Below are 23,026 nucleotides of genomic sequence, written 5' to 3' on the forward strand. Positions count from 1 at the left end.
CCGCTAAGGTCGGCTTAGACCCGCCCTGAACTGGGATTTTGCGTCGGCCACAGCGATGTGATCGCCGCGGGTCTAGCCTTTCCTGGAGATTGCATGACCGATCTAGCATTTCGCTCCGCAGGCCAGCTCGCTGCCGCAGTCGCGGCGAAAGAGGTGTCGAGCATCGAGTTGCTCGACCACTACCTCGCCCGGGTGGAGCGGCTCGATCCGAAGGTGAACGCCATCGTCGCCCGGGACGAGGAGGGTGCGAGAGCCGCAGCACTGGCGGCCGACCGCGCGGTCTCCCGTGGCGAGCCGCTCGGCCGCCTGCACGGCGTCCCCGTGACGATCAAGGACAGTCTCGAGGTTGCGGGCATGCGGACCACCGGGGGTTCGGCCCGCTGGGGAGAGCATGTCTCGACGAGCGACGCCGAGTCGGTCGCGCGGCTCAAGAACGCGGGAGCGGTCGTCTTCGGCAAGTCCAACATGCCGCCCGACGCCCGGGACTGGCAGACCTACAACGAGGTCTACGGGACCACGAACAATCCGTGGGACCCGACCCGCGGACCCGGCGGTTCGTCCGGCGGGTCCGCCGCGGCAGTCGCCGCGGGGCTGACCGGCCTGGAACTCGGCGGCGACACGGCAGGCTCGATCCGGGTGCCTGCCCACTTCTGCGGCATCTACGGGCTGCGCCCGTCGTTCGGGATCGTGCCGAGGTACGGGAGCGTCTCGGGACATGCTCCTGGGACGCTGGCGGATTTCGACATGGCGGTACTCGGCCCGCTCGGCAGGCACGCCGACGACCTCGACCTGGGTCTCGACGTCCTCGCAGGAGCGGACCACGACCGCGCCCCGGGATGGCGGCTGGAGCTGCCCGCCGCCAGGTCGAGCACCCTGCGGGACTTTCGAGTCGCGGCATGGGTCGACGACCCGTTCTGCCCCGTCGACAGTGAGCTGGCCGCGATCATGCAGGCCACGCTGGAGGCGGTGCGGGCCGAGGGCGCCGTCGTGGTCGAGGGCAAGGGGCCGGTCGGGCTCGAAGAGACGATGGCCCTCTACCAGCCGTTGCTGATGGCACAGAGCGGGCTGGTCGAGCCGGACGAGTCGTATGCCGGGCTCGTGGAGCTCGCCGTGGCGGAAGGGGCCGCCGGCGGGTTCGCGTCGGACCTGACGCTCCGCTTCCGTGACTGGCACGACCTCGACGAACGTCGGCAACACTCCCGCCGCCGCTGGGCCGAGTTCTTCCGCGACGTCGACGTGCTCCTCTGCCCGGTGAGCCCCACGGCTGCCTTCCCCCACGACCACCGACCCGATCCCGGGTGGTCGGTCCGGACCCTGCGGGTCGACGGCGCCGACCGGCCGTATCGCGAGATGCTCACGTGGATGGCGCCGTCGGCGGTCAACCATCTGCCCGCGGCGGTGGCACCTGTCGGGGCGACCCGGGACGGGCTTCCGGTCGGCATCCAGGTGATCGCGCCCTACCTGCACGACCGCACCGCGGTCCAGTTCGTGCGGTGCCTAGCGGAGGTGATCGGCGGGTTCCGCCGTCCGCCGGGATTCTGAGAGCCGCCACCGGGCTGCCGGCCTGTGGCGTAGCGGCGGGCGACCTGGCCGCCGCGTTCTCGTCGTGTGCGGAGCGCTTCCCTGGCCGAGGGTGCCTGCGGGCAGGCCGGGTCGGTCGGTCAACCCCCGTCGCGGGTCGCGGGGCTGCCGCCAGGCCCGTCGACAGGGAAGGTGCGGTCTGCGGTCTGTGACAGGACAACCTGGGCTGCTGCCCCTCACACCGGGGCCCGCGCCACCCCCGGGACGCTGTTGGTCAATTCGGTCCCGCGCGTGACGTCGGCCTTCAAGACCTGGTTGTGGTCTTGAAGGCCGACGTTGTCGTATGGGCGTGGTGCGGGTGTCGATGCGGCCGAGTGGGCCGGGCGGGATCCCGGTGGAGACGGTGCGGGTTGCGCGGGTTGCGTTCCCGAAAGGGAGTCTGGCGATCCGGGGCCGGGACGCGCTGGGGCCGATGTTCCGCGGCGAGGAGTTCGCGGATCTGTTCGCTTCCCGGGGCCGCCCTGCCAGACCGCCCTCCGGTCACCCTCTATGGCACCGACGCACGAGGCAGCGTCAAACGGGACACCGCGTGGGACGGATACAAGGTCCACTGACTGAGTCCTGCGAGGCGGATGTCCCGAACCTGGTGACCAACGTGGTCACCACGCTGGCGGCCGTTCCGGACAGTGGCGAGTACGTGCCGCTGGGCCGAGTGCGAAGGACGACGCCGACCGCGCGGAAGCCGAACGCCTTGCGCGGCGCCAGGCGGAAGAAGCCGCGGACCGTGAAGCAGCCAACCGAGCCGGGCTCGAACCCTGGTGCGAAATGGCGGGAATGGTCCCTCAACTTGTCAGGATCGGCGCCGAGTTCGGTATCGCCTGTTTTTCCGGTGGCTCCGGTCACCATGCGTTGATGACCGGCGCGTCGGGTTCGTGCTGCCGCCAGGCATCGTTGAGGCGCGCGAGCCGGCCCGCGGCGGCGATGCCGCGCAGGGACGCGACCTTGCCGTCGCTGACTTCGAACGCCACGGCGCCCACGACCCGGTCGTCGACCACGGCGAGGACGGCCGGAGAGCCGTTGACCAGCGCGATATGGATCGCCGGCGAGCCGCCGGCCAGCCGCCGCTTCGCCGGCGTGGGCTTGAAGCCGGCCCGCACGTAGGAGGCGACCCGCTCGCGCGTCTTGTACCGCAGCAGCCGCTTGCCCAGTCCGGCGCCGTCCGAGAGCGCCGTCACGTCGTCGGTGAGCAGCGCCACCAGCCGTTCGGTGCGCCCCGACTTGGCGGCGGCGAGGAACTCCTCGACGACCCGGCGCGCGGACGCGAGGTCGGCCTCGCCGCCGCGGCGGCGCTCGGCGGCTACCCGTATCCGGGCCCGGTGGACATGCTGCTGGCTCGCGGACTCGGTGATGTCGAGGATCCCGGCGATCTCGGCGTGGCTGTACGAGAAGGCCTCACGCAGGACGTAGACGGCCCGCTCGACCGGCGAGAGGCGTTCCAAGAGGGTCAGTACGGCCAAGGACACCGATTCGCGCTGCTCGAAGGTGTCGGCCGGGCCGAGCATCGGGTCGCCCTCGAGGAGCGGCTCGGGCAGCCAGGCACCGGCCGCTCGCTCGTGGCGCGCCTGCGCCGAGCGGAGCCGGTCGAGACAGAGATTGGTGACGACCTTGGTCAGCCACGCTTCCGGCACCTCGACCCGTTCGCGGTCTGCGGCCTGCCAGCGCAGGAACGTGTCCTGCACGGCGTCCTCGGCGTCGGCGGCCGAGCCGAGCAGACGGTACGCGAGCGAGGCCAGCCGGCCCCGGCTGGCCTCGAACCGATCGATGGCTGCGCTGTCCATGCGGAGCAGCCTATGCGGCGGCCCTCACACCGGCCCGGTCAAGCGCGGTGGCCAGGCGGCGCTTGCGCTTCGGCATGCCGAAGGTCGGGTGGGCGATACCCCATCCGGCCCCCTTGAGCACGCCCGACTTGAGCCACGCGGCGGTCCGGCCGCCCAGGTACCAGGACTTCGACCGGACGTCCCCGTCCACCATCTGAAAGATCGCGTCCCGCCGCCCGAGGCTGATGTGGTTGCCGTGGTACTTCAGCCCGGTGGTCGGGACCTTACTGCCCGTCAGGCGCGCGGTGATCGCGGCGGTCGCCTGCATGTTGGTAAGGCCGGCCGAGGCGCAGGACATCGGCAGCGGCCGGCCGTTCTCGCCGATCGCGTAGGCGCAGTCACCGGCGGCGTAGACGTCCGGGTGCGAGACCGAGCGCATGGTGCGGTCGACGACGATCTGGCCGGTCTCGGCGACCTCCAGGCCGCTGGCGGCCGCGATGGGGTGCACGGCGAACCCGGCCGACCACACGGTCACGTCGGCCGGGATGGACGTACCGTCGGCGGCGATCGCCCGTGTCGGCTCGACAGTTTCGATGCCGGTGTGCTCGTGGACGGTGATGCCGAGCCGGTCGAAGGCCTGGCGCAGGTGACGGCGGGCCTTCGGGGAGAGCCAGGCGCCCAGCTCGCCGCGGGCGGCGAGCGCGACCGAGAGGTCGGGCCGGGACTCGGCGAACTCGGTGGCGGTCTCGATGCCGGTCAGCCCCTCACCGACGACCAGCACGGTGCCGCCCTCGCCCAGGTCGGCCAGGCGCTCGCGCAGACGCAGCGCCGAGGACCGGCCGGTCACATCGAAGGCGTACTCGGCCACGCCGGGGACGTCATGATGGGCTACGGAGCTGCCGAGCGCGTAAAGAAGCGTGTCGTACGCGAGCTCGCCGTCGCCGTCCTCGCCGGTCACGGCGACGGTCCTGCGCTCGGGGTCGACGCCGGTGACGCGCGCCAGGCGCAGCCGCACCCCGGTGCCCTCGAACACGTCGGCGAGCTTGCGGAACGCGAGGTCCTGGCCGATCGCGAGCTGGTGGAGCCGCATCCGCTCAACGAAGTCGGGCACGGCGTTGACGACGGTGATCTCGGTGTCGGCGGGGGAGAGTCGGCGGGCCAGGTTTCCGGCGGCGAAGGCCCCGGCGTATCCGGCGCCGAGTACGACGATGCGGTGCTTCATGGCGTTGCTCCTGTCTCGTTCGCGTGCCCCTTGAACGAGACGGCGCCCCGATTGCTGACAGGAGCCGGGTGTGACGCGGGTCACCGAACCGGGGCGCGTATCGAGTCGTGATCAATCTGCCGGATTCGCCCTCGCGGTGGGGCCTGGACCGGTAGACCTTCTGGCATGACGCGCATGCAACTGACGGACAACGAGCGGGAGTTCATCGGGCCGCACCTGCCGATCGGCGCGTACGGCCCGTGCTCCGAGCGGCTGCGGCAGCAGTTCGAGGGTTGATTCCCTCGGACGCTCCAGGGGCGGGCTGACCAGCAAGGTCCATCTCGTCGCCGATCGCAAGTGCCGCCCGCCGGCGTTCGTGCTGACCGCGGGCCAGGCCGCGGACAGCACGCAGTTCATCGGGCCGCCGATTGATCACAACTCAACACGCGCCCTAGCTTTGACGAGCACGCGACGAAGCAGATCTGCCCGGATCAGCCTTCGATACGGCCTCGCCCTGGGTGCGCCGCAGCATGTTCCGTGGGCTCAGTCCTGCTGCTCCAACGCGTCGGCGAAGGCGCGGAGAGCATCGGCCAGCTCTTTCTTGGTGGGCAGCTCATCCACCTTCTTCTCCAGACCGTCGATGCGTTCCGCCAGGTCGTCCAGGCTTGCCGGAGCCGTGGGATGCGATGTGGGTCCGTCCGTAGGAGCTGGGGACTCGGACGACCCCGGGCCCGCATCCGAACCGTCCGAGCCGCCGCCGTCGGTGCCACCTGAACCACTGACGGAGCCACTGTCCCCAGCGCCGGTGTCCGCGCCGCCCGAGAGACCGCCGCTTCCCGTATCGGACGTCTCCTCGGACACAGGAGTCGGGCCGGACGCTCCGCCGTCCTGGTCGGCCACGGCAATCGCCCCGCCCACACCCAGCACCATCGCGACGGCCGCGCCGACCAGCGCCACCGTCATCCGTCGTGCCTGGATCTTCCTCATATGTGTCATGCGACGGACACTAACCACTGCTCGCCGCGGAGGGATTCCTTCCGACGATTCGGTGCCGCACGGGCTCCCCCGGCGGGCGGCTCAGCGACTCAGATTCGGCCGCACGCCTCGGGTGGACACAGCCCGAGATCCAGGAAGCAACGCAACACCTCAGCGCACGATGCAGCAGTCCCGTGGTCCTGTTCCACCGAGGGGACGAAACAGAGGATGGTTCCCATCCCCACTGCGGGCGCCCCATCTCAAGGTGAGCACCACGACCACACCACTCCTGGCGAAGAGATCCCGGCACCTGAGCTGACACGCTTGCTGCCAGGGCTGTGCCCCGGGATCTCACTCGCGCACGACCACGGCGAACGACCTACAAACACGCCGGAAGGTCTTGTGCCCGCTGAGCCCGGTGTGGCTCATGCACGCCACGTCCACTTGAGCCGACCATGGTGTCGGGCATGCTTCAGACGGTCGACTACGCGCGCCCTGTCTTCATCAGGTACGCGGAGCTCCAGAACTCGGTCCGTGACACAGAAGAAGCCGTCCGCTCCCGAATGAAGCGGCAGGAGTGGCTGTACCGCCCGGGCAAGAAGCTTCACGTCCTGATGTGGGAAGCGGCGCTGCACACCCTGATCTGCCCTCCGCAGGTACTGGCCGCGCAATTGGACCGCCTGGCCGGTGCCATCGGCATGGACACCGTCGACCTCGGGATCGTCCCTCTCCACGCAGCAGTGAGGGTCCCTCCGGCCAACGGCTTCTGGAGCTTCGACGGCCGCCCCGTGATCACCGAGGACTGGCATGCCGAACTATGGCTCGACGACACGGACACCATCGCCACGTACCAGAGGGTGTGGCAGTCCTTGAGTGAATCTGCCCTGTTCGGAGCCGAGGCACAACATGTGATCGCCAGGGCGCGCCGGAGCCTCGATGTCTGCTGACCGCGGCGGCCAGGCGGAACACCGCCGGGCATCCCGCCAAGCATGCAGCGCCATCATCTCGGCGAGGGCGGCCGGGTCATGGCGTTTCACCACGGGGCTGCGGTAATAGGCCAGAGGTAGCTTCATGAGGCTGTTGCACTCTGCTGTCCGACGATCTCGACGTACACCTGGTCGATTTGAGGGAATCGGGTTCCCTGTGGGCGAGACATCGCAGATGATGCGTGTGTGTACCAATCGGCTGGTCATGGGGACTTCGTGTCGGGTCTGTTGGACGCAATGAGGGTGCACGTCAAATCGTGACGGATTGTCAGTTAGTGAGTGAGTTGTGCCTGCATCGGCGTACGACCAGTGGCAGCACGTCCTCGAGCGCGAGTTCTTCGGGCCTCAGATGGCCGGTCGCGCCGGAGTATTCTACGTGAACGTTGACGTGGAGAGCGAGCTCCGGGAGGCACACGCCCCTCTGAAAGCGCTCGCGGCTGCAGTCGGTGAGGAGCTCCACTGGAATCGGCCAACCGAGATGTTCGGCTGGCTGTCCATGCGGTGCCGTGAGTGGGCGTACGGGGAGCAGAGTCAAGCGCCGCCCAGCCTCCCTTTGCTGGCCGTGAGTGTGCTGGCGGCCTCCCGAATGGCGTCGGACGGCGAGATCTCGTCCTCCAACTACTACACGCGGCTAGCCGAAGTTTTTGGCGTGGATGAGGTCGGACGAGACGATCTGCGCGCCCAATTTGCGCCGGTAGCTGGTATGTGGCGGGCCTTGGACTCCTGGCTGGAGTCACGCGGTGGCGAACGGGGCTACAGCACCATCTCCGGCGACAGCCACCGGACTCGCATCGGCTACCCAATATCACAGGCGCTCCTGCGGGAACAGGACCGGCGCATTCTTACAACGTTCTTTGCCACCAGCGATGTGAAACCGGGGAGCCCGGAGGACTTCCCCGGGCCGGAGATCACGAGGCGGCTTCGGTTGTGGACTTCATCGAACCAGCGCGGTCTGTCCGGTCCCCTGCTCAAAGTGCTCCATGGGAGGGGGAATGGAGGTGAGCTGGCAGACAAGCGAGAAGTCTTGGCGAAGCTCCTTGAGCGTCTCGTTGAGCACTGGGACGGCGCGCTGTACGAGGACGGCCACAGGCCCCGCCCTGTCTCCGCGCTGCGGCTTGTGCTGGAGCGTCGCGGCCGTGAGTTGCGTTGGGCGGCCGAGGCGGCACGGGGCCTGTCTGCCACGACGGTGCTGCACAAGGAGTCGGGGGAGCACTACGAACTGTCGGTCCCCTACGGCGGCTTCTACGAAGGGCTCAGGGAGCTTGAAGTATCTACACACCAGGTGATGAGTGGGCTGGTGCTTGAAGGTGAGGAACTCTACCTGACGTGGTCGCCTCAACCGCTCATCTTCTTCAGGGAGGACGAGTACGACGGCAACTTCACCAGCGTCGGTGCCTTCAGCCCGGGCGAACCGCACCACATCCTGGTCCCGAACAGTGCTCTAGGCAGTGTCCGCTCCGTGTTGGAGAAGGTTGCTGACTGTGGGCGGATCACCACGCGCAAGGCACCCCTGGCTGGCTGGACGCTTATCAAGAACGTCGACCTGGACGTCGATGTGTCCCCGGCGAACCTGCTCGAGGGCGGCACACTGCATGCAGAGCACTTCGTCCCGTCGACACGCCGCGGGATCCGGTTCTCCGGAGGCCTTCGGATCGGCAGTGACGTCGGGCGCCACCACTACCTCCAGGGCGGAATTCCGGACTGGCTGCTGCCAGGTGACCTTGCGCAAGGTGAGGCGGCGACTCTGCGGGTCACGCTAACGGAGGGCGACGATCAGCCTTCCCACTCGCACGACTTTCCGCTGAGGGAGATTCTGCGGCCTTTTCCAGCAAGGCGGTTGCGGCTTTCTGATGGCACGTATCACCTGAGCACACCAGGCGCTGGGAAGTCGACGTTCACTGTTTCGTCGGCGATGCGCGAGAGGCAGGCGTTTGACGCGGGAAGTATCGGTCACCGTTGCGATGTGTTGGCAGAGCTTGAGGCGACGAGGGTGGGCCCCGAGGTCTCGGCGATCCGGGGTGCGAAGGTACCCGAGAGCCTGACACTGCCGCGGTCCCTGATGGTCCCGCGATTGGTGCAGCAGATCATACTCATTGGTGCGAAAGGTGAGTTGCTGCCACTGGATCTGCCGGCCATTCCGGATTGGATGGTCAAGCGGCTGCCGGGCGAGACGCTCGGCTACTGCGCCGAGGTGTCAGTTCCTGAGGGTTACGTCTGGGCGGTGCAGCGTTGGGAACGCCGGACGACGGTGAGGAGCCTGGAGGACAGCGGTGGGCGGACTCCCGATCCCGCTCCCGGGGACGACGATACTGAGTGGGCGGAGACGGTGTTGTCCGCAGCCTCATCACGGACTGGACCTCTGTGGGATGCGTACGTCGCTGCAGCAAGGAAGGTGCTGAAGTGACGGGGTCGGGGAGCGATGTTGGCGGACTGCTGCTGCGCTGGGTCAGTGAGCTGGGGTCGGGGAACATAACCGACCTGAAACGCGGAGTCACTTGGCTGGCTCGCAGCGAGAACCTGCCGATTACGTATGGCGCAGGAGGCAGGTGGATCAGAGACTGCCAGTCGCTTGGGCACCTCGACGTGGACTGGCGTTCTGGGCGCTGGAGTGTGGCCCCTGGCGTACTCACCCGGCTGCCGTCGGCAGATGGCTTGGCCGCGCTTGTGGGGAGCCGCTCGGCCAGGTTCGAAGAGCAGGTGGAGCAGGCGGAGTCGGAAGACATCACACTGGTCAGGGTGCCCAGCTCGCTCCCAGAGGCTGACATCCCGGTGCCGGACGCCTGGTTGGTGCAGTACGAGGATTCCCGGGAGCTCGCCACGACTGCGGCTGGGCTGGGAGTTGAGTACTCCGACTGCTTCGCAATCCAGGCTGCCGCGTGGCTTCCGCCACTCGAGCTCGGTCCGCTGGCATCGGCTCCGGCCTTCGGTACCGGGTTGGAGATGTACGACCTGAAGCTGGAACGGCCGACGTTCGTTCCGGTCCGACGCTGTGAAGATGACGGGCTCTACCGCTTCAGGCGCGCCGACCACCGGCAGGTGTGCCAGATTCTCAGGGAAGGTTCCTGGTACTCCGTGTCCCAGGAGCGTGGTGTCTATCTGGAGCTGGACCGGCTAGCGATTGACCCCCGGAAGAACCTCCGCTGGTTTAAGGAGGAGGGTATGGGGCGGGGGCGCGTTGGGCGACTCATTATCGACTGGGGGAAACCTCTTCCAGATCTCCAGCGGCGCATCGCTGTTATGTGCACTGCGTTGCCTCCTGAATTTGGCAAGAACCATAGGACGATCACCTATCGCAATGTTCCTCGCGCTGTCGCCGAGCGCATTGCAATATCGCTCAAGCAAGAACTCGGTGACAGGGAAGACTAAGGAAGGGTGTGCAGGTGTCCGGGGACGGTAACGCACTTGATATCAATGGATCGTTTGAGCAGCTGCGCCATGCGCTTTTCCGCTACTACGACACTCCATTCGGACTAGCGAACAAGCGGCTGATGCAAGAGCGCCGTGACCTCCTTGATGTGGATGGAGGGGCCTGGCGCCGGCCGCTCATCGAAATTCGTCCGCAGTACAAGTCCTCTGGGATGGACATCGCGGGGTCGGTGGCAGCGGCGGGAGCGCCCGGCGAGCTAGCCGGGCTGATCAGCGCCGGACTGATGGAAGGCATCGAGAAGATGCACTCCCACCAGCATCAGTCCCTGGTGGCCGCCGTCCGGGACGGCAAGGATGTCGTCATTACGGCCGGAACCGGATCCGGCAAGACCGAGTCGTTCATGGCGCCTGTCCTGGCCGAGCTGGTACGGGAGTCCGAGGCTTGGATGGTCGGCACACCGGCGAAGCCAGGGAAGTGGTGGTCTGGCCAGGACGGCTCGTATGTCCCGCAACGGCGTGGCGAGACAGGGCACAGGCCTGCCGTACGCGCACTGGTGCTTTATCCCATGAACGCGCTGGTAGAAGACCAGATGATGCGCCTGCGGAGGGCCCTCGACAGCGATGCGGCACGGCAGTGGGCCGACAAGTATCGCAACGGACACCGCTTCTACTTCGGCCGGTACACCGGGGCGACCCCGGTTACGGGGAATCGGGACAACAAGCAGGCGGTGAAAAAGCTCCGCACCCTGTTGCAGGAGACCGAGAAGCGGTCGAACCGCGCGAGGGAGAACGCGAGCGAGCGCGGTGAGCAGTACTTCGTGCCGCGCGCAGACGGCGCTGAAATGCGATCCCGGTGGGACATGATCGACTCTCCGCCGGACATCATGATCACCAACTACTCGATGCTGAATATCATGCTCCAGCGGCCTGAAGAGGACGCAATCTTCGAGCAGACCCGACAGTGGCTGCAGGACGATCCGGCGGCGAAGTTCACGCTGATTATCGATGAACTGCACATGTACCGCGGCACTGCCGGTACTGAGGTTGCCTACCTCCTCCGAAATCTGCGCCACCGGCTGGGGCTCAGCGAGCGGCCAGAACAGTTCAGAATCCTTGCTGCATCCGCCTCTCTGGACCCGCAGCGAGACGGTGAATTTTTGGAGGAATTCTTCGGACTTCCACAGGACCGCTTTGAGGTGCTGGGCGGTGAGCTTGATCTCCCGATGGCCGAAACCGCCAATATCTCTGAACATGCGGAAAGGCTGAGCGGGATCGGAGAGTCTCCATCCGCTGCGGACTCTGCCCAGGTGCTACGGGAAACCGCCGCCCACCGGGCTCTGGTAGCTGCTCTTCATGACGGTGAGAAACTTGTCGCTCGACTGGACAATGATGTCGCCGCGATCCTCTTCCCTGAAGTGGATGAAGAGTCAAGGACAGCGGCATTCCGCGGCCTCCTCACCACCCTGCGTACCGCAGATGAAGAAGTGACGGGACCGCTCCCCAAACTGCGCGGTCACCTCTTCTTCAGGAACATCCCGGGAATCTGGGCTTGCTCAGATCCGGACTGCTCTGGTGTGGTGCGCACCGAGGGCGATGACCGGACCGTCGGCAAGCTCTTCGCGCGCCCGACTTCCCGGTGCAGCAGCTGCGCCTCCCGCGTCCTAGAGCTGCTCTACTGCCAGAACTGCGGTGACGTGATGCTGGGCGGCTACGCCCCGGCTTCGGCGATCACAGCCAAGAGCTTTGACGGGGGGCTCCTCCCCGACCTGCCGGATCTGGAGGCACAGGCTGAGGGTGCGTCGCTGGGATCGAGTGCCGCGAACTACATCGTGTACTGGCCGCGCACGCAGGAACCTGTGATCGACGCAACTGACTTTGCGTGGGCGAGGTCCTCTGAGGGCGGCGTGCGAAGTGCCGAATTCAAGTTCAAGCGAAGCAAGTTCAGCCCGTGCACGGGGCATCTGGCCAACTCCCGTGACCGGAGTGAGGCTACGGGTTGGTCGTTCCACGTGTCGGTTCCTCAGTCGAGGAAGCAGCAAGCCCTCCGCTTGGAGCAGTTGCCCGCAGCCCCCACCCGCTGCCCTGCCTGCGGGGACGATTGGGAGACGCCCAAGATCAGATCCGAGGCGCTGAGCTTGGCGGACAGACGCCGGATGAGGACCCCCGTACGTTCTATGCGTACTGGTTTCGAAAAGATCAACCAGGTACTCACGACCAGTGTGCTGTCGATGTTGTCCGAGAAGAAGGCGGTCATCTTCTCGGACAGCCGCCAGGACGCCGCCAAAATCTCGGCAGGCCTGGGGCTTCGCCACTACCAGGACCTGCTCAGGCTGCTGCTCGCTGAGAAAGTGGCGGGGCAGGGCAACCCTGCCGACGACGCAGAGCTTGTGCGGAGGTACTTCAAGCATGAGGGGCAGGTCGATACGCAGAGTGCCACGGAGGCGCTCGCCCGAATGCGCTCACGCGACAAGGATGCGGTGGTCGCACTCAGGGAGATTTGGAGTGCAGACCCGATCGATGGAGTTCCTGACCCGGTTCGTGAGGCGGAACTCCTGGCCCACCTTGGCAAGTTCCCGAATCTGAAGTCGCACTCGGTACAGATCGAGGAGTCCCTCCTCAGTCTCGGCGTGAATCCCGGCGGCCCCAAGCAAAGTCTGGAGCGGGTGGCGTGGCAGAAGGGGGCGCCTGACCTGTCCTGGGCATCCCTCTACGACTGGACCAGGGAGCCAGTCGAGCCGCAGTTTGGGCTTGAGGTGCGCCAGGGAGACCTCCTGAGAAGCATTCAGGAGTCCCTCCGCAGCGAGGTACTTGGAGGCCTTTTCGGCAGTGCTGGAAGGGACTTCGAGTCGCTGGGCCTTGGCTGGCTGAGCCTAGCGTCTGACACCTCTCCTATCGATGCTGATCCCTCCTCGGACACGGCGCTTGTGCGTGCCAGCCTGCGTGTACTCGGCCACCTTCGCCGCTTTCAGGAACTGCGGGGCGGGCAGTCTGAGCCGCCCGCACCGCTGCGGATCTTCTGGGAGGCTGTCGCCGCGAATGCCGGCCAGGAGCCGGAGGATGTGCGTAGCCGGGCTGAGCGGGCTTGGGGCGATGCAGTACTCGAATACGTCATCAACCCGGAGAAGGTCTGCATTCGGCCCGCTGGCCCGCACATGTGGGTCTGCGCGAAGTGCAAGCGCAAGCACCTGCACCCGGGAACCGGCGTTTGCACGAAGCCCAAGTGCGGTCGTCCGCTTTCGATGGAGCCCGTGCTGGTGAGCAGGGCAGACGATGACTACTACGCCTGGCAGGCGTCCCAGGGCAACGGCAGGTTCCGCCTCAATTGCGCGGAGCTGACCGGACAGACGGATCGTCTCGAAGCCCAGGCACGGCAGGCCCGTTTCCAGGAAATCTTCCTTGAGGGCACGGAGACCAAGGGGCCCGACAGCGTCGATGTCCTCTCAGTTACCACGACCATGGAAGCCGGGGTGGACATCGGCTCGTTGGCCATCGTGCTCATGGCCAACATGCCTCCCACCCGGTTCAACTACCAGCAGCGTGTGGGCCGTGCTGGACGTCGTACCGCTCCGGTGGCACTCGCGCTGACCGTATGCCGAGGCCGTAGCCACGACGAGCACTACTTCCAGGCACCAGAGCGGATCACCAACGATGAAACGCCCGAGCCCTACCTCTCGACGAACATGCGCGACATCTATCAGCGTGTTCTCTCAGCTGAAGTCCTCCGCCGAGCCTTCGCGGCGGTCGGCGGTGTCGCAGCGGACGGGCAGGATCTGGATCTGACACGCAATGTGCACGGGCAGTTCGGCACTGTTGCTGACTGGGAGCGAGTACGCAAGCCCATCGGTATCTGGATCGACGGACACCATCAGGTCATCACCGGGATTGCCCGGGCACTCGCGGCCCATACGCAGGAACCGGAGCAGGCGCAGCATGCGGTCCTCTGGGTCCAGAGCAGCCTCATCAGCACGATTGATGAAATCTCTGAAGCTGGACATGGCCACGGAGATCTCAGCCAGCGTCTGGCCGAAGAGGGCCTGCTGCCCATGTTCGGCTTCCCTACTAGCGTCCGGTACCTCTACACGCGCAAGCCCAACCGGGCCTACCCTTGGCCGCCAGCGGGTGTGGTCGACCGCGGGCTGCCCATTGCCGTATCGCAGTTCGCACCAGGCGCAGAGACGGTGAAGGACGGCGCGGTCTATACGTCCGCAGGTGTCGCGAACTTCCGCCCTGCGGGGCTCGAGGCACAGGCTCTCCACGATCCGCTGGGTCCCGCGCGGCACATCGGCATCTGCCGCGCTTGCTCCCATGTGGAGGAAGGGATTACGCCCGCAGTGTCCGAGGAGAGCGACAAGCCGCTCTCCTGCCCCGCGTGCACCTCATCCGAGGGTATGTACGCACATGTCGAGCTTCGTGAACCTGAAGGCTTTTTCGCACCCACGAGGCCGCCCTTCAAGCGAGACTTCGACGGAAACTTCTCCTGGCGGGCTCGCTCGCTAGCTCCTAGGACCGGGGCGAACCTGGAGACTGAAGCTCGGGAACGCAAGGTCGGCCCGGAGAGTATCGCCATCCATGCCGGCAAGGGACGCAGATATGCGGTGAATGACAACGGCGGCAGCCTCTTCAGGTTCGCCCCCGTCCAGGCCACCAACCTGTGGTCCGGCGCCTACGCCGAGCTTGGCGCGATCGAGCAGTCATCGCTGATCAAGGTGCACGAGGACCAGGCGATCAGCGTGGCCCTCGGCGCCACCCAGCGGACAGATCTGTTTCTCTTCGGACCCCGTGAGCCCGTCTTCCGCGAACATGGATACCGGCTCGACCTGTCGCCCGTACCGCATGTCAACGGATTCTCCGACGACCGTACGGGCCGTAAGGCAGCCTGGTACTCCCTGGCCGCGCTACTGCGGAAGTCGGCCGGGGTGCTGCTCGATATCCAGCCGTCAGAGATCGCCGCCGGTATCCATGGTGCGGTTTCCAAGGACGTGGGAGCCAGGGTCTTCGCCTTTCTCTCTGACACCCTTGATAACGGTGCCGGCTACTGCACGCACTTGGCAGAGCCGGAGACCTTCAGTCAGTTGATGGAGGCCACGGACGCCATGCTGGCAAAGTTCGGGGAAGGCAGCCACGGAGATGAGTGCAGGGGCTCCTGCTACGAGTGCCTGCGCGACTACACGAACATGGCCTTCCACCCGCTCCTTGACTGGCGGCTGGCCGCCGACCTGCTGAAGATCATGCGTGGCGGCAAGCTTGACGTAGACCGCCAGAACGCAACCATCCTGTTGACGAACTGGGCTACTGATACGGAAGACGCGGGGTCCGTGGTGGAGCTCGAGAGCCATCCGGTGGTGCTCTTTGATGAACGCGTCGCGGTTGCGGTGAAGAGCCCCTTCGAAATGGTTGGCGAGGATCTGGAGAGCAAGCGGATCATGGAATTCGGTGATGAGATTGCTCAGCAGGGCTGGGATGTAGAGGAGGTTGTCTTTGTTGATGACTTCCTGCTGGAGCGGGTGCCGTCACGGTTCACTGTCCAGCTTGACGAGTTCCTGGAGCAGTAGCAGACCAGATCCGCGTGCCCTGCCACAACCGATGTTGTGGCAGGGCACGTTCGCCGCGCAGGTCAGCTGAGCTGCCCACTCCGCACAGCGCCAATGAACCCGGTCCAGGCCGCCGACTGCACCACGAGCCGGTGCCTGTGTGGCCACTTGCTGTCGCGTACAGAGGCGTCGGCGGCAGTGAAGGCCGCCTCTACGCACTCGGTCTCGTTGCCGCCGCTGTACGACGACTTGAACCAGGCAGAGTCCGGAACCTCAATGTTCGTCCTTGGCATCCTTCAGGTCCTCCTTGGCACGGCTGATCAGCTCCCGTGACGCTTCGATGTCCAACGCTTGTGCGCGCAGGTATTCGAACGCAAGTCGGTAGCGATCCAGTTCCGCATCCTTCTCCATGAAGACGGAGCCGACGTGAAGGTCGACGTACACCACATCCAGCGAGGGCTCGGCGCCGCCGAGGATGACGAAGCTGCCCAGGGCCGCGCAGTGTGCACCGCGGGAGAAAGGCAGGATCTGAAGGGTGATGTTCCCTGAGACGCTGGCAGCGAGCAGATGACTGAGCTGCTCGCACATGATCCCGGGGGAGCCCATCACCCGGCGGATGACGGACTCATCGAGGATGGCCCATAGGTGTGGCGCCTTTGGGCGGGCCAGAATCTCCTGGCGCCGCATGCGGATGTCCACGAGGCGTTCGATCTCCTCGGGCGAGCGCCGCATCTCATTGGCCCGCTGCAGCGCAGTGGTGTAGCTCCGCGTCTGGAGCAGGCCTGGGACGTACACACAGGAGAAGTGGTCCTCGCGTACAGCCTCGTCTTCGAGGGTGAGCATCAGATTCATCGTCTCGGGGATGTGGTCGGCGAACGAGCTCCACCAGCCTTGCTGCTTTGAATCTTTGGCCAAGGACACAAGTGCTTTGCGTTCTGCGTCACTTGCTCCATATTCACGGCAGAGGGCATCGATCACCAGCCACTTGACGGGCCCTTCGGTGGCCTCGTAACGACTGACGGTGGCCTTGGATACCCCGACGAGCTGACCGGCTTCCTCCAGGGTCATTCCTGCGCGGGCGCGCAGTTTTCGCATCGTCGCACCGAGGTGGCGTCGGCGGGTTGTGGCCCTCGCTGACATACGGATCCCTTCCTGAGGCGCCGGGATGCAGACCGGCGGCCCAATGAGGCTAGATCGGCGTTGACTTGCCGTACTACGGATTCACTCGATCGAGAGTCGTGAGAAGTTACAAAACGAGATGTCTCAATGCCATACTCACATCAATCGCTACACAGTGCAGTCGTACGGATACGGCAGGTTGGGCACTCGTGTGGCCAGGGAGGGAGTACCGGCATGACAAGTCGTGGCAATGCTCAGACTCCGCACCGATACGTACTTCCGTTCAGAGCGTCCCCTGAGGTGCTATGCAGCCTCCGGCGCGTCGTGCGGGCAGAGCTCCACATCTGGGGTCTGGCTGGTCTCGCAGCTGAGGCGGAGCTCGTAGTGACGGAGCTCGCGACAAACGTTGCCAAGCACGTAGGTGCGGGAAGTGTGGCCACCCTCGTCCTCGAACTGCACGCGCTCGGGATCTGCGTAGAGGTCCATGACACGAGCTACGCAGTTCCGGTTCTCAACGAGACGGGGTGTATGTCAGAGTGCGGCCGTGGTCTCCATCTGCTCGCCGCGCTGGGCAGCGACTGGGGCACTGTTGTGACGGCGTCGGGGAAATGGGTCTGGTGTGAACTGCCGTTTGCCGGAGACGGCGCGTGTGGCCGGATCCAGCGGGCGAAGGCGGTCCTCGGTGAGTACTGGGAGCTGGCTGGGTCGGCCAATGCGCCGCTGCTTGGCCGCCTGCTGGCGCAGGAGGCGGCGACCAATCTGATCGCGGATATGCTTCACTGGCTGGTCGCTCAGGGCTGCGATCCGGATGAAGTCCTTGACCGTGCTCAGCGGCATTACGAGGCCGAACTGGATGCTGCTGCGTGATCTCCCAGGTGGTGGCGGTTTCTGGCGCGGAGTGGGCTATCTCGGTCCGCAGCGCGGCCGGCGTGCGCCAGGATTCGGAGCGGCCCTGTGTCACATGCGGTGGCAATTAATGCACAGGAATGCCAGGGCCCGGATTTGTGGAGGGGCGGTGCGCGTGAACATCTACGAAGCCCTTGCCGAGGGCTCCGGAGAACCGGCCGAAATCGGAAGTGCAGGCCTGGTGCTGCAAGGGCTGCCCCAGCTTCTCAGGCCGTGCGATCTTGCGAGCCCGCAGTTTCCGCCCCGCTCGCGATGCAAGGCTCGGCGGGCGCGGAGGCGGCCCTCGATCACCGAGCTTCCTTCATCGTTGAGCTCATCTGGGTCTTCGGGTGTAGCGTGCAGCTCGCCCGCGCCGATGCCCGGCCGCAGAGCTGTGGCAGTCTCGATCATCTCGGATGGCCGGGCTGCGAAAGCGGCGATGCTTCTTTGCCGAGTCGGCCTGCGAGAGGTTCGAGACCAGGTCGGAAGCTTGCGGCTGACGCTGCAGATGGATCTGAGCTGTGCTGCACCGTCATGGTTGGGCAGCGACCGGAGCAGGTCGGAAGGGTCGCCAGCGCGAGAGGCGCCCCCCGAAGCTCCTGGCAGTCGCTCTCGACCACGAAGCACGCGGGCCGACAGCAGCTCATCACGGGGCCGTGCGGGGCGCCTCGGCATGGGCAATATCGTTTTGAGTGTTCGCTATCACGTGTGGGGCGGCCAGAGCGCGATGATGAGTGACGCAGACTGGGATGAGGTCGCGTTGTCAGTGGGGTCTGTCACCCTCTGTGATGGCTGGTGGCAATCGGTGCCAGTCGGGCACGTCTGGAAGGAGGGTGCATGACCAGCACCGAGAGGAAGCTCACCTCGGTTGAGATCTGCGCTGGGGCGGGTGGGCAAGCGCTAGGCCTGCACAATGCACTGTTCAAGCATCTTGCGTTGATCGAGATGGACCCTAACGCGGTCACCACTCTTGAGAAGAACGTGCAGGGCAACGCGGAGTGGGAGGGCTGTGAGGTCATCCCGGCTGACCTCACGAAACTCGCTCCGAAGAAGTTGAGGGAGCGCCTGAGGCTGGAGCCAGGAGACCTGGACCTGCTGGCCGGTGGCGTCCCCTGCCCGCCATTCTCTGTCGCCGGGAAGCAGCTGGGTCGGGACGATGAGAGGGATCTTTTTCCGACGATGCTCAGGCTCGTCGACGAGCTTGAGCCCAAGGCTGTGATGATCGAGAACGTCCGGGGGCTGCTGGAGCCGGTGGAGAAGTTCCGGGGGTACCGCCGCTGGATCCTGAAAGAACTCGAGACCATGGGCTACGGGAAGTGCTACTGGGAAGTCTTGGAAGCCAAAGACTACGGGGTTCCGCAGCTCCGCCCGCGCGCAATTCTGGTGGCGATGAAGCGGGACTACGTTCCGTTCTTTCCGACGAAGAAGCCGGCGGTGCTCCCTCTGGTAACGGTGAGGGAGGCGCTCGAGGACTCCATGCGCAAGCGCTTCGAGGCAGTCGACGACCCTCGGGCTGACGAAGCGTTCAAGGATTGGCTCAAAGATGCCTCGAAGGGTGTCGCGCCCACACTCGTCGGCGGCTCGAAGAAGCATGGCGGCGCTGACCTCGGGCCGACCCGGGCCAAGAAGGCGTGGGCAGCGTTGGGCGTGTGCGGACTCGGGGTCGCGAATGAGCCGGAGGACATGGAGCGCATGGAGAGTGTAGAGCGTGACCTCTTTGCTGATGCGGGCCCCAAACTCACAGTGACCCAAGCAGCGCTCATCCAGGGATTCCCTAAGGACTGGAATTTCACCGGCAAGAAAACCGCTGCGTACCGGCAGGTTGGGAACGCTTTCCCGCCGCCGGTCGCGCAGGCTGTAGGGGAGCAGATCAGGGCGGCGCTTGAGGCGGCTCTGAAAACCGGGGTCAAAGCGCCGGTGCGGCAGAAGCGGATCAAGGTCAGGGAGCAGGACAACGGAGAGTTGTTCAGTATGGACGATCTCTCAGTCCCGGCTTTCCCGAAGCCGGCTGACCGTCGTAGTAATCTTGAGGACGCAGTCGTCGGGTGACTCGTGCTCCCAGAATCGGAGCACGGTCCACCCGGCTTGGCGGAGGCGTTCATCTGTGTCCCGGTCTCGGGTCACATTTCGCACGACCTTTTCCGACCAGTAGTCGGGGTTGGTTTTCGGCGAGACGTAGTGCTCTGGGCAGCCGTGCCAGTAGCAGCCGTCGATGAACACGGCGAGTTTCGCCGGACGGAAGACAATGTCGGCCGTCCGGCGAAGCCCGGGTAGCGGCTTGGTCGCTACCCGGTACCGCAACCCTTGCGCATGCAGAAGTCGCCGGATCACCAGCTCCGGCTTGGTGTCCCGGCTCCGGATCGCCTGCATGTTCCGGCGCCGGGCGGCCGATGAGGCCCAGGAGCCGTGCGGGGGCTCCCAGCTGCTACCACTTTCCATCTTCAGGAATACCCGCGTTCTTGAGGATGCGCAGCTTCTCGTCCTTGCTAAGCGACTTCGTCTGCCGCACTTTGTTTCTCACGATGGCCAAGACCATGCTGAAATCCAGCTCGAGTGACCGTAGCTCGTATACGTTGATTTCTTCCCGCTCATACCAGTCGAGGTCGAATCCGAGCTCGCGCAGTTCGCGTGCTCTCCGCTCGGTGTGTACGTCGTCGCCTGTCACAATGCGCAGCATGGCGGCTGGTACGGGCCGACCCAGGTTCTCCTGTAGCAAAGAGAAGAGGCGCTCGTGAGTCTTTCCGCTGTAGGGAGCCCTGAGAAGCCGTTCCGGAATTATGCCTGCGTAGCGAGAGTGAATTTTCTGCTGGATCTCCATGTGCAGCGCTTTGAACTGGTGGTTCTCAGCCGGAAGGTGCATCAACATCCGGGACTTTATGGTGCGGGCTGCAATGTCCTTGGCGTACGTGTATGCCTCGAACAGCGACTGGGGATTCTTATGGTTTGAGATTTCTGAGAGGAGATGAATCAGGGCGTGCTCGGCGTCCGGCCTGAGTCGCTGCCACTCATCTTCAGGCGAGTGCTGGCTGGTCATAAGTCACTCCAGTCTTCCGGCGGGGGACGTTCATAACATGATTAATCCTCGTCTGCCAGCTCGAAATCCAGCTGCTGGGCAGCGAGCCCTTGCAGGATCTTCCTGTCGTGCCGTGTCGAGAGGTTGACGGTCTGAGCGAACCATGGGGCGATCCAGGATGAACTCCGGTAGGGCCATTCGCCTAGGTGGAGGCGGAGGCCAGGTAGCCAGCTCGGGTCTGGCGGTACTTCTGAGCGCGTTGCGGGGGTGACTGACACGTCTGGTTCATCGTCCAAGCGTGGGCGTCGACCCAGCTGTGCGGTGACGCCGACCAGCCACCAGATGAACAGCAGCCGAGAAGCTGCATCGCTGATGCTGCCCAGCATGGACTGGTCCAGACCGATCGCATCGAATGCTGCTGCAATTAGGTCAGGCGGTGGCTGAGTATGGACGGCTTCCTGCTCTGCGATTACGGTCTCGACGAGGTTCTTGGCTGCGCGGTCGATCTCTGCGTATGTCGACGGGGCGATCTTCGCGTTCAGGAAGCGGTTTACGCCGCGGTAGAAATCCCCAGGTGTCTCGATCCGCAGCTCAGCACCCGTTCGTAGCCTCAACTCACTTGCCAGGGACGGCCAGGGCCGAGATCTGCTCCGGCCTTCGCCCTGCGGCTGATACCAGTCGTCCTTCGTGTCGTTGGAGACGAGTAGCAGATGTGAACGCTCTTCTGACCCTGCCATGTGTCCGATCGTTTCCTCCCAGAGCAGGAAGTCGCCGGACGATGACAAGGCGGTTCCTTTGCCAGCGTCTTTGAAGCCTGGGGGGATGAGGTTAGGAAATCTGTATGACGAGGCTTTCTCTACGCGTCGGCGGATTTCGTCTGGGGCCGGAGGAGCGGCGATCCTATCGCCGAACAGGGCGGCCACTTGGGAAAGTACGGAGTCGCCCTGATTTCCTGGTGAAATGGAGATATCGTATTCTCTGAGCCTCTTAATTTGACCTTCGAGTGTCGTACTCCAGCTGCCGAGAAGCTCTTCAATGGCCTTATTTGATATCTCTGAATCAAGTTCATCGCTGGCCTTGGCGTCCTGCGCGTACTTGATCAACAAGCTCTGGGTGAACGTCCTAGCCTCCTTGATTGCTGTTTTTGCTTCACGGAGCTTGTTCTGGAGGGATCTGTGAGCCTCATCCAGTGCTTTCTTCCTGCCCGTGATGATGCGGTAGCGGTTCTGAACGAACTCAAGTCCGACCTGGTGTGGAAGCCAAAGGCGCTGCTGCACGCTTTGGAGGGCGTTCAGTACCTGTTCCCGTGCGGTAGGCGTGTATTCGTAGAGGCTGAGCAAGACGTTCGTGTCGAGCACGACGGTCCCACGCGTGAAGAAGGGCTCCCGATCTGGATCCGTCTCTGACGGGCCGTCTTGAATCCAGTCCCGGTACTGCCTGATCAATGGAAACTCGTCCTCAGGGCTGGCCACGGATCAACTCCTCTGCCTCGGTCGGGGTTTTGTAAGTAATGATCTCGTCTTCGGCGCGGCGGCGCTACAAGTCCGTCAGTCAGCCCCTGAGGGGCCGCCTGAGGGCTGTGGTGTGGAACCTAGCCACGGCTGGAAATGGTTGTTCACTCGCTCAGTACCTTGGCCCGGCTCTCCTGGGCTTCCGGGAGCCTCGGTGCCACATCGCCAGATTCCCCGGACTGAGCTACAACCCAGTACTCCCCAGCAATTTCGGCCTGCGGACGATCAGAGTGCTCAGGCCTGGCGCGTACAACGCGATGGGCGACGAACTCCCCTTCATGCGGCACTGGGCCGCCGAGGGCGCGGGCTACCGCCTGGTGTGACTGGTAGTCGCCCAGGATGATGATCCCTTCCGGACGAAGGGCAGGGCGTGCGCGCCCCTTGTCCCCCTCACGAACTCGCGCCATGTAGTCGAGCTGCTGAGCCGCGGTTCGCACTACGCCGCGGCCGATTCGCTTGCCGTGCACGGAACGGAACAACTCGCGGACACGGGCTTGCCCCTTCTGCTTTCCCGGAATCAGGATGCGCGCCCGGGTCGCTGGGTCAAGGTGGAGCAGCACGTTTTCTGGAAGGGCTTCGTCCTTCCAGAGCCAGGTGATCTTGTTCCGGTGCTCTGCCTTGATGGTGAACTTCATGTCCCGGTTAGTTCCGCCGTTGAGCCACTCGCGCTTGATACGCAGTAGCCCGGCGCTCCAGCGGCTCTGGTAGTCGTCCGCCCAGACAAGCAGACACAGATGCCCCTCAGCCTCGGGCGGAATCATCCAGGAACCAAACTTTTGAGAGTATTTACAGTCGACGTCGATTCCCTCTATGCGGTAGTCCATGTCGATGCCGTCTGTGAACTCGAACTCACGCTGCAGGTTGATCTCGACGAGGGTTCCCGCGTGCGTTTTCTCAGTTTTGAAAAGGGTGCTCCAGTCGTACCGGCCGGTTGCTTCGCCATTCAACAACTGGTCAATGGTGTCACGCAGCACACGGGCAAAGCGTGCTCCCGCAGGGTCGAGCATCATCAAGCGCTGGTGAATCAACATGAGTTCAGGGTCGTCGCATACGCCGGGCGCTGGCCCCGGGGGGTCAAAAAGGGTCACTCTGCACTCTTTC

15 protein-coding genes and 3 pseudogenes are annotated in these 23,026 nt (G+C 64.9%); 9 read left to right on the forward strand and 9 right to left on the reverse strand.

Annotated elements, in window-relative coordinates:
- The first annotated feature begins 93 nt into the window (after positions 1-93).
- Both ACZ68L_RS23755 and ACZ68L_RS23760 read left to right on the forward strand, forming a co-directional pair.
- Positions 94-1,542: an amidase gene (locus tag ACZ68L_RS23755; RefSeq protein ID WP_469579904.1), complete on the forward strand. Its 1,449-nt coding sequence runs from the start codon at positions 94-96 to the stop codon at positions 1,540-1,542.
- A gap of 337 nt (positions 1,543-1,879) precedes the next feature.
- Positions 1,880-2,062: pseudogene (locus tag ACZ68L_RS23760) on the forward strand (IS5/IS1182 family transposase); the annotation flags it as partial.
- A 358-nt stretch (positions 2,063-2,420) separates the two neighbouring features.
- On the opposite strand, the gene ACZ68L_RS23765 reads toward ACZ68L_RS23760, so the two are convergent.
- Complete coding sequence (locus ACZ68L_RS23765; RefSeq protein ID WP_469579906.1) at positions 2,421-3,359, reverse strand: sigma-70 family RNA polymerase sigma factor; 939 nt, start codon at positions 3,357-3,359, stop codon at positions 2,421-2,423.
- Positions 3,360-3,369: 10 nt separating this feature from the next.
- Complete coding sequence (locus tag ACZ68L_RS23770) at positions 3,370-4,560, reverse strand: NAD(P)/FAD-dependent oxidoreductase (protein ID WP_469579908.1); 1,191 nt, start codon at positions 4,558-4,560, stop codon at positions 3,370-3,372.
- 280 nt (positions 4,561-4,840) lie between these two features.
- Here ACZ68L_RS23770 and ACZ68L_RS23775 point away from each other — a divergent pair.
- Positions 4,841-4,957 (forward strand): annotated as a pseudogene (locus tag ACZ68L_RS23775) (IS5/IS1182 family transposase); the annotation flags it as partial.
- 125 nt (positions 4,958-5,082) lie between these two features.
- On the opposite strand, the gene ACZ68L_RS23780 reads toward ACZ68L_RS23775, so the two are convergent.
- On the reverse strand, positions 5,083-5,535 hold the full coding sequence (locus ACZ68L_RS23780; protein WP_469579909.1) for a hypothetical protein: 453 nt from the start codon (positions 5,533-5,535) through the stop codon (positions 5,083-5,085).
- Positions 5,536-5,960: 425 nt separating this feature from the next.
- Here ACZ68L_RS23780 and ACZ68L_RS23785 point away from each other — a divergent pair.
- From ACZ68L_RS23785 to ACZ68L_RS23800, 4 genes and pseudogenes are all read left to right on the forward strand, one after another.
- A pseudogene (locus ACZ68L_RS23785) lies at positions 5,961-6,461 on the forward strand (DUF5753 domain-containing protein); the annotation flags it as partial.
- 325 nt (positions 6,462-6,786) lie between these two features.
- Positions 6,787-8,904 (forward strand): hypothetical protein, encoded by a 2,118-nt coding sequence (locus ACZ68L_RS23790; protein WP_469579911.1) that lies wholly within the window; start codon positions 6,787-6,789, stop codon positions 8,902-8,904.
- The gene (locus tag ACZ68L_RS23795; protein ID WP_469579912.1) at positions 8,901-9,866 is read left to right on the forward strand and encodes a hypothetical protein; all 966 of its coding nucleotides are present in this window, start codon (positions 8,901-8,903) and stop codon (positions 9,864-9,866) included. Before ACZ68L_RS23790 ends, ACZ68L_RS23795 begins: the two co-directional genes overlap by 4 nt.
- A gap of 8 nt (positions 9,867-9,874) precedes the next feature.
- Entirely contained in the window at positions 9,875-15,418 is a 5,544-nt protein-coding gene (locus ACZ68L_RS23800) for a DEAD/DEAH box helicase (protein WP_469579913.1), read from the forward strand.
- A 62-nt stretch (positions 15,419-15,480) separates the two neighbouring features.
- Here ACZ68L_RS23800 and ACZ68L_RS23805 read toward each other — a convergent pair whose 3' ends face one another.
- Together ACZ68L_RS23805 and ACZ68L_RS23810 are read right to left on the reverse strand one after the other, a co-directional pair.
- Complete coding sequence (locus ACZ68L_RS23805) at positions 15,481-15,690, reverse strand: DUF397 domain-containing protein (RefSeq protein ID WP_469579915.1); 210 nt, start codon at positions 15,688-15,690, stop codon at positions 15,481-15,483.
- Positions 15,671-16,537: a helix-turn-helix domain-containing protein gene (locus tag ACZ68L_RS23810; protein WP_469579917.1), complete on the reverse strand. Its 867-nt coding sequence runs from the start codon at positions 16,535-16,537 to the stop codon at positions 15,671-15,673. Before ACZ68L_RS23810 ends, ACZ68L_RS23805 begins: the two co-directional genes overlap by 20 nt.
- Positions 16,538-16,750: 213 nt before the next feature.
- Here ACZ68L_RS23810 and ACZ68L_RS23815 point away from each other — a divergent pair, with 213 nt between their 5' ends.
- Positions 16,751-17,383, forward strand: coding sequence for an ATP-binding protein (locus ACZ68L_RS23815; RefSeq protein ID WP_469579919.1), 633 nt, complete (start codon positions 16,751-16,753; stop codon positions 17,381-17,383).
- Positions 17,384-18,238: 855 nt separating this feature from the next.
- Positions 18,239-19,450 carry a DNA cytosine methyltransferase gene (locus ACZ68L_RS23820; protein WP_469579921.1) on the forward strand — a complete coding sequence of 404 codons (1,212 nt, stop codon included), beginning with the start codon at positions 18,239-18,241 and terminating at the stop codon, positions 19,448-19,450.
- Here ACZ68L_RS23820 and ACZ68L_RS23825 read toward each other — a convergent pair.
- The 4 genes from ACZ68L_RS23825 to ACZ68L_RS23840 form a co-directional block, all read right to left on the reverse strand.
- On the reverse strand, positions 19,385-19,840 hold the full coding sequence (locus tag ACZ68L_RS23825) for a very short patch repair endonuclease (protein ID WP_469579923.1): 456 nt from the start codon (positions 19,838-19,840) through the stop codon (positions 19,385-19,387). The two genes, ACZ68L_RS23820 and ACZ68L_RS23825, sit on opposite strands and share 66 nt — an antisense overlap.
- A complete protein-coding gene (locus ACZ68L_RS23830) occupies positions 19,827-20,435 on the reverse strand; it encodes a hypothetical protein (protein ID WP_469579925.1) in 609 nt (202 codons plus the stop codon). Before ACZ68L_RS23830 ends, ACZ68L_RS23825 begins: the two co-directional genes overlap by 14 nt.
- Before the next feature lie 41 nt (positions 20,436-20,476).
- Positions 20,477-21,886, reverse strand: a complete 1,410-nt coding sequence (locus ACZ68L_RS23835) for a PIN-like domain-containing protein (protein WP_469579926.1) — start codon at positions 21,884-21,886, stop codon at positions 20,477-20,479.
- A 143-nt stretch (positions 21,887-22,029) separates the two neighbouring features.
- Complete coding sequence (locus tag ACZ68L_RS23840; RefSeq protein ID WP_469579928.1) at positions 22,030-22,956, reverse strand: NaeI family type II restriction endonuclease; 927 nt, start codon at positions 22,954-22,956, stop codon at positions 22,030-22,032.
- Positions 22,957-23,026: the final 70 nt, after the last annotated feature.

The sequence above is a fragment of the Streptomyces sp. NPDC104309 genome (assembly GCF_055584025.1).

Bases quoted from the DNA above. Each gene is read 5' to 3' on its own strand.
- ACZ68L_RS23805 (WP_469579915.1), bottom strand. From the start codon at position 15,690: ATGCCAAGGACGAACATTGAGGTTCCGGACTCTGCCTGGTTCAAGTCG.
- ACZ68L_RS23840 (WP_469579928.1), bottom strand. From the start codon at position 22,956: ATGTTGATTCACCAGCGCTTGATGATGCTCGACCCTGCGGGAGCACGC.
- ACZ68L_RS23815 (WP_469579919.1), top strand. From the start codon at position 16,751: ATGACAAGTCGTGGCAATGCTCAGACTCCGCACCGATACGTACTTCCG.
- ACZ68L_RS23765 (WP_469579906.1), bottom strand. From the start codon at position 3,359: ATGGACAGCGCAGCCATCGATCGGTTCGAGGCCAGCCGGGGCCGGCTG.
- ACZ68L_RS23825 (WP_469579923.1), bottom strand. From the start codon at position 19,840: ATGGAAAGTGGTAGCAGCTGGGAGCCCCCGCACGGCTCCTGGGCCTCA.
- ACZ68L_RS23780 (WP_469579909.1), bottom strand. From the start codon at position 5,535: ATGACACATATGAGGAAGATCCAGGCACGACGGATGACGGTGGCGCTG.
- ACZ68L_RS23820 (WP_469579921.1), top strand. From the start codon at position 18,239: ATGACCAGCACCGAGAGGAAGCTCACCTCGGTTGAGATCTGCGCTGGG.
- ACZ68L_RS23810 (WP_469579917.1), bottom strand. From the start codon at position 16,537: ATGTCAGCGAGGGCCACAACCCGCCGACGCCACCTCGGTGCGACGATG.
- ACZ68L_RS23770 (WP_469579908.1), bottom strand. From the start codon at position 4,560: ATGAAGCACCGCATCGTCGTACTCGGCGCCGGATACGCCGGGGCCTTC.
- ACZ68L_RS23830 (WP_469579925.1), bottom strand. From the start codon at position 20,435: ATGACCAGCCAGCACTCGCCTGAAGATGAGTGGCAGCGACTCAGGCCG.
- ACZ68L_RS23755 (WP_469579904.1), top strand. From the start codon at position 94: ATGACCGATCTAGCATTTCGCTCCGCAGGCCAGCTCGCTGCCGCAGTC.